Origin of the sequence: Rhodococcus spongiicola (assembly GCF_004011835.1) — a bacterium.
Taxonomy (GTDB): domain Bacteria; phylum Actinomycetota; class Actinomycetes; order Mycobacteriales; family Mycobacteriaceae; genus Prescottella; species Prescottella spongiicola.
This window is the reverse complement of sequence record NZ_RKLN01000004.1, coordinates 185408-194217: the sequence shown is the minus strand read 5'-3', so window position 1 is coordinate 194217 and position 8810 is coordinate 185408. Positions and strand designations below refer to the sequence as shown.

Genomic DNA, 8810 nt, shown 5'->3' with positions numbered 1-8810 from the left:
GCAGCTTGGGCTCCAGCGAAGGCGCCGTGGCCCCCGAAGACCTGGCCTTCGGCAGCCTGGTCTTCGGTGGCGTTGCTGCCGGCAGCCTGGTCCTCGGTGGACTTGGCTAATTCAAACACCCGGAGGCCCCGCCGGTTGGCGGGGCCTTCGGCCGTTCAAACGAGTTCTCGTTCGCAAGTACTGGCGGCACCGAAATCGCGTCGGCCGTCGAGACGCCAGCGGGGCGAACCTGTTGCGCGAGTTCGCCGAATTCCGGAACCGGAAGCCATCAGCACAGGGCTCACAGATTCCCATTCCTCCCGCAGGCCAGCGCTTCCCGTGCCGGTCACAAGCGGTTGCATTCACGGGTTCAGTAGGCGTGTCGTTTCCCTTTGCGATCGCGGAGACCGTGTTAGCCTGCAGCAGCACAGCAGGAACCGAAATGTCCTGTCGGGGGGGATTCCGATCTGGCTCTGCGGCCCACAAGGCCAGCTGTCGCGATAACCGCATACGTTCGTGTGCGGTCACTTGATCGAAGGAGCATACGTTGAAGAAGTCCGTTCGCACTGCAGCGATCGCTTTGTTCGCTGCCCCTCTCGTTACGACCATGTTCGCGGCACCGGCCAACGCTCAAGAAGTACCTGGCAGCATCGACATCAGCATCCCCATCACTATCGACTTCGGCAGCCTGGAGGACCTCGTCGGTGACGGCGACGGTGACCTGCTCGGCAGCATTGAGGACGTCGTCGGTGGCGACGGCGACGGTCTGCTCGGCAGTTTGGAAGACGGCGACCTGCTCGGCAGCCTCGAGTTCGGTAGCTTGGGCGGCGACGAGGGCAGCCTCGAGTTCGGTAGTTCCGGCGACGGCGAGGGCAGCCTCGAGTTCGGTAGTTCCGGCGACGGCGAGGGCAGCCTCGACCTCGGCAGCTTGATCGGTGGCGATGGCAGCCTCGACCTCGGCAGCTTGATCGGTGGCGATGGCAGCCTCGACCTCGGCAGCTTGATCGGTGGCGATGGCAGCCTCGACCTCGGCAGCTTGGGCGGCGACGATGGCAGCCTCGACCTCGGCAGCTTGGGCGGCGACGATGGCAGCCTCGACCTCGGCAGCTTGGGCGGCGACGAGGGCAGCCTCGACCTCGGCAGCTTGGGCGGCGGCGATGGCAGCCTCGACCTCGGCAGCCTGACCGACGTCATCGGTGGCGAGGGCAGCCTCGACCTCGGCAGCTTGGGCGGCGACGGCGACGGCGACCCCGACCTCGGCAGCCTGGCCCTCGGCGGCCTGCTCGGCAGCCTGGCATTCGGCATCCTGAGCTAGCCGCCCCAAGACACCGAAGGCCCCGCCAGTCGGCGGGGCCTTCGGCCGTTCAGTCGGGCTTCCAGTCATTAGGGACACGGAACCTCCGACCGGCGTTGTCCGGCAGTTCATCCGGACGTCACCAGAACTCCGTTCCCGACTTCTACGGTGCGTGCGTTGCCGGCAACCTGCCGCCGGTATCCGTACTCGACCTCGGGAGTCCAACGGTGAACCTGAAACCCCTAGCGTTGTTCGTCAAGCACGACGGCATGTCCTCGCGTGCCGCGATCACTTGTCAGTACAAGTGTGGAAATGCCTGTGCCCACGATGTTCCCAACACCTCGGATGGGGAGTGCTTCGGCGACATCGTCAGTGCCGCCATCCCACGTCGTGGCGTCCTGCGTGGGGGAGCGACGACCGTTCTCGCCGTCGGTGTGGGCGCGATCCTGCCCGGGAACGCCGCGGCCGCACCGGGCTGGCTCGACTTCGGCTCGTCGGGAACAGGTTCCGCTTCCGGATCGCTCGCGGAACCCCCGGTCCCTGGCACTATCTTCGAGCCCGTGGCACCCAACAAGGAGGATGCCGTCGTCGTTTCCGACGGATACGAGCAAGCGGTGGTGATCCGTTGGGGTGATCCGATCTTCGATGACGCCCCGGTTTTCGACTTCGACAACCAGACCGCGGAGGCCGCTGCGAAGCAGTTCGGGTTCAACAACGACTTCGCGGGCCTGCTCCCCATCCCGGGCCGGCCGAACGCCTACCTGCTGGTGGTAAACCACGAGTACACCACTGAGCCGATGATGTTCCGTGGCTACAACACCGAGAACCCCGCCGAGGAGCAGGTGCGCATCGGCTGGGCCAACCACGGCCTGTCCGTCGTCCAGGTGCAGGGTGAGGCGTCCTCCGGCAGGCTGACGCCGGTGTTCGGTCAGTACAACCGACGCATTACCGCACTCACCGAGTTCGTCATCACCGGTCCCGCCGCGGGCAGTGCACTGTTGCAGACGTCGTCCGATCCCACCGGAACCCGGGTGAAGGGCACGCTCAACAACTGCGCTGGGGGCGTAACACCCTGGGGAACAGTGCTTTCTGGTGAGGAGAACTTCAACCAGTATTTCGCGAACGGCGGGCAGGTGGCCGATCCGACGGCCTCAACTCGTCTCTCGCGCTACGGCATCAAGGGCAACGCATCGAAGCGGAAGTGGGAGTGGTTCGACTACCGCTTCGACGTCGCGGCCGAGCCCAACGAGGTCAACCGCTTCGGCTGGGTCGTCGAGGTCGATCCGTGGGACCCGTCGTCCACGCCGGTCAAGCACACTGCCCTCGGACGCTTCAAGCACGAGGCTGCGACCATCCACGTCACCGCGGACGGCACCGTCGTCGCCTACTCCGGCGACGACGAGCGCTTCGACTACATGTACAAGTTCGTCTCGTCCCGCAAGATGCAGCCCGGCCACAGCCGCGCAGCGATGCGCCACAACATGACCCTTCTCGATGCGGGCACCCTGTACGTCGCGAAACTCAGCGGAAGCGAACCCGACGCCATCGACGGCTCGGGCACGCTCCCGCCGTCGGGTGTATTCGCCGGGACCGGTCAGTGGATTCCCTTGCTGCGCACCAACGAGGACGGCAGTGGTGAGTCACTGGTCGACGGCATGACCGCCGACGAGGTCGCGGTGTTCACGCGTCTAGCGGGCGACCAGGTGGGCGCCACCAAGATGGACCGCCCCGAGGACTTCGAGCCCAACCCGCGCACCGGCAAGGTGTACGTCGCGCTCACCAACAACTCGAAGCGCGGCGGCTCGGACCGGCCGCCGGCCGACTCCGCGAACCCGCGTAACAACAACAAGAACGGCCAGGTCCTCGAGATCGACGACCAGCACGCGGGTACATCGTTCACGTGGAATCTGCTGCTGGTGTGCGGTGACCCCGCCACCGCCGACACCTACTTCGGCGGCTTCGACAAGTCGCAGGTCAGCCCAATCTCGTGCCCGGACAACCTGGCGTTCGACCCATACGGCAACCTGTGGATCTCCACCGACGGAAACGCCCTGAAGTCCAACGACGGCCTGTTCTCCGTCGTGCTCGAGGGGGAGCGCCGCGGCGAGACGAAGCAGTTCCTCACGGTACCGATCGGCGCCGAGACGTGCGGCCCGATCATCGACGACAAGCGCGTCGTCGTGTGCGTCCAGCACCCCGGCGAGACCGATGATGCGAGCATCGACTCGCCGTCGTCTCACTGGCCTGACGGTGGCAGCGCACAGCCGCGGCCGTCCGTCGTGGCGGTGTGGAAGTCCGGTGGGGGTCGGATCGGGCTGTAGCGTCCGAGACGTCCGAACACGCTGATGGGGTGGGAGACTCGAGTCTCCCACCCCATTCCTGTGCCTTGTGCCGGCCCGGTGTCGTGTGTCTCGGGGCTACGCCTGCTCGGCCGCGGTTGCGCCGATCAAGTCGGCGATGGACGGATTGCGGCGGAGGGTCTGCCCGCCACTCACGTGCAGAACCTGACCGGTGACGAAGCTCGACTCGTCGCCGGCCAACCACGCCGCCGCACTCGCAACGTCCTCGGAGACGCCGACCCGTCCGAGCGGGATCTCACGAAGATAGAGCGACTGGATCGGCGGGTAGTTCAGCCCGCCTGCCGACATCGGGGCGTCTGCGACGCCACCGGGCGCGATGGAGTTCGCCCGGATCCCTCGGTGTCCGTACTCGTTGGCGATGCAACGGATGACGTGGTCGATCCCGGCCTTGGTTCCCATGTACGCGGCGTGGTTCTCGAACATGATCGACGCGGTGACCGACGAGATCTGGATGATCGACCCGCCGTCCGTCATGTTCTGGACCAGCCGCTGGAAGAATTGGAACGGCCCGACGAATTGTGTTGCCGCCATTCTGTCCAGGTCGTCCTTCGACGTCTCCTCGAAGGGCGCGAGCAGACCCCACCCCGTCGCGTTGACGCCCACGTCGATGCGGCCGAACAGGTCTCGTGCAGTGGCGACGAGCGCATCGAGGTCCTGTTCCGACGTGATGTCGCACCGCTGCCATTTCGCGCCGATCTCGGCGGCCACCGACGCGAGAGGGTCCTCGCGCCGTCCGGCAATCAACACCGAGGCGCCGTCGTCGACGAAGCGGCGGGCGATGGCGTGCCCCATGTTGCCCGGTGTCACCCCGAGCACGATGGCGGTCTTGCTGCTCAACTGGTTTGTCATGCAGTCGACTGTTCCCGATTGATGGTCCTCGACGCTAGACCATGACGTCAGCTTCCGAAGAAGTTGTTGGCGTACGCGTCGAGATCGCCCATCGCCCCGCTGTAGACGTTCAGGTCGATATTGGCGGCGACTCCCGGAACACGGCCGCTGTCGGTGTATTGCCAGAACGCCCACTCCGTCCATCCGCCAGGCAGCGGGCTGGGAGCGTTTTGACCGTTGTAGTCCGCAATCCAGAGCGGGTAGTTCGAGAACTCGGTGGTGTTGGCCATCGCGGTGCGCCAGAAGGAGGGGTACGTGTAGATGATCGGTGTCCGGCCGGTGAGGAGCTGCACCGTGTTGAGGTAGCGGCGGGTCCAGTCGATCAACTGCGCCGGCGCTAGGCCACCGGTGGTCTCGAGGTCGAGCACCGGTGGCAGCCCGCCCAGCTGGTTGACCGCGAGCGCGTTGGCCGCGAAGACGGCTGCCTGCGCTTCGGGGGATGTCGACGGGTCTGCGTAGTGGTAGGCACCGCGCGCGACGCCGGCGATGCGCATCGCGAACGAATCCTGCGCGAAATACGGGTTCGTGTAGTACAGGCCCTCGGTGGCCTTGACCAACCCGAACTCGTATCCGGCCCCGCGCACCTGGCCCCAGTTGATAGGAGCACCACCCGGGTGCTGCCAGGAGGCGACGTCGACGCCCGGACTGGCCGTAGCGACTGCGGGAGCGGTCAACGTCAGTGCACCAGCCAGGAGAAGTGCAGCGGCACGCGGTATAGAGCGATGGAGGTTGCTCGGCATTGCCGAAGACTAGATGACGCAAATACCGAACGAGCGGATTTCGAGCCGAATTCAGAATTGTGCCAGCAAGTTCTCAGCATTCTCAAAACCGGGTAATTGTTTTAAACCGGGTGATCTTTCTGAATCGCATGCTAGCCGAGCCAGTCCAGTACCGCGGCCGCCGTCCAGGACTGCTGCATGCTCCCGAGCGGATGCCCGGTGAACGGCTCGTAGTACTCGGCGAAGGTCCCGTCCGCGGCCTGCCGCAACCCCTCCGCGCGCAGCATCGACGACCGTTCCGCCCACCCGCGTCGCGCGAATGCCCACGAGAACAGCCACGTCATCACCGGCCACACCGGACCCCGCCAGTACTCGCGGGGACTGAAGTCGGCGGAGACCGGAGACGTGGACGGCGGGACCGCGTACCGCAGGTCGGGGTGAGAGCAGAACTTCGGGCCCTCGAACGTGCGCAACAGCACCCGCTCCGTGTTCCGGTCCAGCCCGCCGCACAGCAGGGGCGCGAACATCGCGATCGTCTCGGTCTCGATCCAGCGCCCACTGCGCACGTCGAAATCACGCGCGGTCCCGTTCCGCTCGTCGGTCGTCATGGCGACACCCGCCCGGAATCGGTCTGCCCAGCAGTGCAGTTCGCGCACATCGGCGTGGGGGCGCGAGTGTTCCTCGCCGATCACCGCGAGCACATCGCACGCAAGTGCGAAGATCGCGCTGACGAAGACGTCCTCGACCGCGAAGCTCATCTTGTCGGCCAGCGCCTCGTCGTCGTAGTTGACGCTCGCCATCTCCTCGAGTAGCCACAGGTACCGGTCGTACTCGCCGTCGGTGGGACGCTGCGCGGCGTCGGTGACGACCGCGACGTCCTCACGCCGGTACGGCGGCACCGGACCCGGAATCACGTTGGCATAAGCCGCATCCCATCGGGGAGAGTTGTCCATACCGGATTCCCACCCGTGGTAGATCGTGATGCGCCCGGTTCCGTCCAGGTCCCGCGCGTGCGCGAGCCAGCGGTGCCAGCGCATGAGGTCGGCCCAGCGACGGTCGAGGAACTCCTCCGCAACCGCCCGCGTGCTGCGTCCGTGCCGGCGGGCGTGGTCGAGGATTCGCTGCACCGCGATCGCGTGCACGGGTGGCTGGGTGATGCACGACGTGTCGACGCCGATCGGCGCGTGAGCGGCCAGCTCCCGAGATCGCCACCGGCTCGGACCCGGGAAGTACCCGTCGCCTCCGTTCGCGAAGACGATATGCGGAATCATCCCGTTGTCCCACTGCGCCGAGAGCAATGTGTCGAGTTCGGTGACCGCGCGTTCAACGCTCAGGGGCGCCAATCCGACGGCGACGAACGCTGCGTCCCAGCTCCACATGTGTGGATACAGGCGCGGTGCGGCAGTGGTCATCGTCCCCAGGTCGTTGCCGCGCAGCAGGTACGCGGCACGGGCCGCGAGCTGCGTCGGCGTGAATCCGGGGTCGATCATCGTCCTATTCTGCGACTCACCCGGCGAATGCGCGTGTAAAGGCGAGCAGATCGTCCACCGGCCACGTGTTGATCACCCGGTCCACGTCGACTCCGCAGCGGATCGCACGTTCGCAGCCGAGCCCCTGCCAGGCCAGCTGGCCGGGCGCGTGCGCGTCGGTGTCGATCGCGAACAGGCACCCGATGTCGACGGCCAGGTCGATCAGCCGGCTGGGCGGGTCACGTCGTTCGGGTCGGCAGTTGATCTCGATCGCGACGTCATGGTCCCGGCAGGCCTGGAAGACCCGCTCGGCGTCGAACTTCGACTCCGGGCGGGTGCCGCGTTTCCCCTCGACGAGGCGGCCGGTGCAGTGACCGAGCACGTTCACCCTCGGATCTCGGACGGCACCGAGCATCCGTCTGGTCATCTCGCCGCGGTCCGCTCGCAGATGCGAGTGGACACTCGCCACCACCACGTCCAATTCGTCCAGCAGATCCGAACCCTGATCCAGCGCACCGTCGTCGAGGATGTCGACCTCGATGCCGGTGAGGATGCGCAGCGGCGCCATCTCGAGGTTCAGGTCGTGCACCACCGCCAGCTGGTCCCGAAGACGCTCCGGGGACAGACCGTTGGCGACCGTGAGCCTGGGGGAGTGGTCGGTGAGCGCGCAGTACTCGTGGCCGAGTGCGGCCGCCGTGCGCATCATCTCGTCGATCGGGCTGCCCCCGTCGGACCAGTCCGAGTGCACATGCAGGTCCCCGCGCAGCGCCGGTTGCACCGCACCGCCGTACCCGATCGGCTGTGCCGCATCGCGCAATTCCCGTAGATATTCGGGGACGTCTCCGGCCATGGCCTGCTCGATGATCGCCGCGGTCTTCGCACCCACTCCCGGAAGAGCAGTCCACCCGCCGGTGCTTTGACGCGACTGACGCTGTTCGGCGGTGAGCCCCTCGACGACGTCCGCCGCTCGGCGGTAGGCACGCGCCCGATACGTGTCGGCCCGACCGCGTTCGAGCCAGAACGCGACCTCCCGCAATGCCTCGACCGGCCCCGGATTCGCCATGTCTCCATGGTGCCTCCGGGGCCGATCGGCCGGCACGGCCGGCGAGGCCGATCGGCCGGCACGGCCGGCGAGGCCGGTTGGCCGACACAGCCGGCGGGGAACGGTCCTATTCGTCTGTGACGGTCAGGGTGACCTCGATGTTGCCGCGCGTGGCATTCGAGTACGGGCACACCTCGTGTGCCTTCTCAGTGAGCGCGAGGGCCTCGCCGCGTTCGAGGTGCGGCAACGAAACCTCCAACGTCACCGCCAGTCCGAAACCTCCGGAATCGTTGGGGCCGATACCAACCCGTGCCCCGACCGCGGAATCGGTGATGTCGGCGCCGGCCTTGCGGGCCACCAGTTGCAGCGCGGAATGGAAGCACGCCGCGTATCCGGCTGCAAACAGCTGCTCGGGATTGGCGCCGTCGCCGCTGCCACCCATCTCCTTCGGGATCGCAAGATCCAGGTCGAGCCGGCCGTCGGACGTCGCGGCGCGGCCGTTACGGCCCTCACCGGTTGCCAGCGCTTCGGCGGTGTAGAGGATGTTCATTTTGCCTCTTCTCGATGGTCGTTCGATGGTGTGCCCGACTCGGTCTCGTGGAGATTGCGACCGACGTTCAGGAGGACGCCACGGAGGTCCTCCAGGTCCCGGGCGCCGAGCCCGGTGGCCCGCGCGAGGCGGGTCGGGATATCGGAGGCCCGGGCGCGCATCGCGGCACCCGATTCGGTGAGCCGGATCGTGACCCGCCGCTCGTCGGTGGCGAGCCGCTGCTTCTCGATCAGCCCGGCTGCCTCGAGCCGCTTGAGCAGCGGTGACAGCGTGCCAGTGTCGAGTTCGAGCGCATCACAGATCTCCTGGACGCCGCGACCGTCCCGCTCCCACAACACCAACATCACGAGGTACTGCGGGTAGGTGATCCCCAACTCGGCGAGCAGGGTCCGGTAAACCGCGGTGGTGGCGCGCGACGCCGAGTACAGCGCGAAGCACACCTGCCGGTCCAGAGCGAGGTCGTCGGTCACGGCAACTAATGTAGACCACAATACTGTTGTGCACAATGT

8 protein-coding genes are annotated in these 8810 nt (G+C 66.6%); 2 read left to right on the top strand and 6 right to left on the bottom strand.

Features of this window, described 5'->3' with window-relative positions:
- Nucleotides 1-526: 526 nt before the first annotated feature.
- Both EF834_RS12300 and EF834_RS12295 read left to right on the top strand, forming a co-directional pair.
- Nucleotides 527-1294 (top strand): hypothetical protein, encoded by a 768-nt coding sequence (locus EF834_RS12300; protein WP_127947515.1) that lies wholly within the window; start codon nucleotides 527-529, stop codon nucleotides 1292-1294.
- A 206-nt stretch (nucleotides 1295-1500) separates the two neighbouring features.
- Entirely contained in the window at nucleotides 1501-3594 is a 2094-nt protein-coding gene (locus EF834_RS12295) for a PhoX family protein (protein ID WP_127947514.1), read from the top strand.
- A gap of 96 nt (nucleotides 3595-3690) precedes the next feature.
- On the opposite strand, the gene EF834_RS12290 is transcribed toward EF834_RS12295, so the two are convergent.
- The 6 genes from EF834_RS12290 to EF834_RS12265 form a co-directional block, all read right to left on the bottom strand.
- Nucleotides 3691-4482 carry an SDR family NAD(P)-dependent oxidoreductase gene (locus tag EF834_RS12290; RefSeq protein WP_127947513.1) on the bottom strand — a complete coding sequence of 264 codons (792 nt, stop codon included), beginning with the start codon at nucleotides 4480-4482 and terminating at the stop codon, nucleotides 3691-3693.
- Between the two features lie 47 nt (nucleotides 4483-4529).
- Nucleotides 4530-5261 (bottom strand): glycoside hydrolase family 25 protein, encoded by a 732-nt coding sequence (locus EF834_RS12285; protein WP_164874126.1) that lies wholly within the window; start codon nucleotides 5259-5261, stop codon nucleotides 4530-4532.
- 131 nt (nucleotides 5262-5392) lie between these two features.
- Nucleotides 5393-6730, bottom strand: a complete 1338-nt coding sequence (gene ggh / locus EF834_RS12280) for a glucosylglycerate hydrolase (RefSeq protein ID WP_127947512.1) — start codon at nucleotides 6728-6730, stop codon at nucleotides 5393-5395.
- A gap of 16 nt (nucleotides 6731-6746) precedes the next feature.
- A complete protein-coding gene (locus tag EF834_RS12275; protein ID WP_127947511.1) occupies nucleotides 6747-7772 on the bottom strand; it encodes a PHP domain-containing protein in 1026 nt (341 codons plus the stop codon).
- Between the two features lie 106 nt (nucleotides 7773-7878).
- Nucleotides 7879-8301, bottom strand: coding sequence for an organic hydroperoxide resistance protein (locus EF834_RS12270; protein ID WP_127947510.1), 423 nt, complete (start codon nucleotides 8299-8301; stop codon nucleotides 7879-7881).
- A complete protein-coding gene (locus EF834_RS12265) occupies nucleotides 8298-8771 on the bottom strand; it encodes a MarR family winged helix-turn-helix transcriptional regulator (protein ID WP_127947509.1) in 474 nt (157 codons plus the stop codon). The genes EF834_RS12270 and EF834_RS12265 overlap by 4 nt, the downstream gene beginning before the upstream one ends.
- Nucleotides 8772-8810 lie beyond the last annotated feature (39 nt).

Coding starts and splice junctions, on each gene's coding strand:
- EF834_RS12290 (WP_127947513.1), bottom strand. CDS start 4,482: ATGACAAACCAGTTGAGCAGCAAGACCGCCATCGTGCTCGGGGTGACA.
- EF834_RS12270 (WP_127947510.1), bottom strand. CDS start 8,301: ATGAACATCCTCTACACCGCCGAAGCGCTGGCAACCGGTGAGGGCCGT.
- ggh (WP_127947512.1), bottom strand. CDS start 6,730: ATGATCGACCCCGGATTCACGCCGACGCAGCTCGCGGCCCGTGCCGCG.
- EF834_RS12285 (WP_164874126.1), bottom strand. CDS start 5,261: ATGCCGAGCAACCTCCATCGCTCTATACCGCGTGCCGCTGCACTTCTC.
- EF834_RS12275 (WP_127947511.1), bottom strand. CDS start 7,772: ATGGCGAATCCGGGGCCGGTCGAGGCATTGCGGGAGGTCGCGTTCTGG.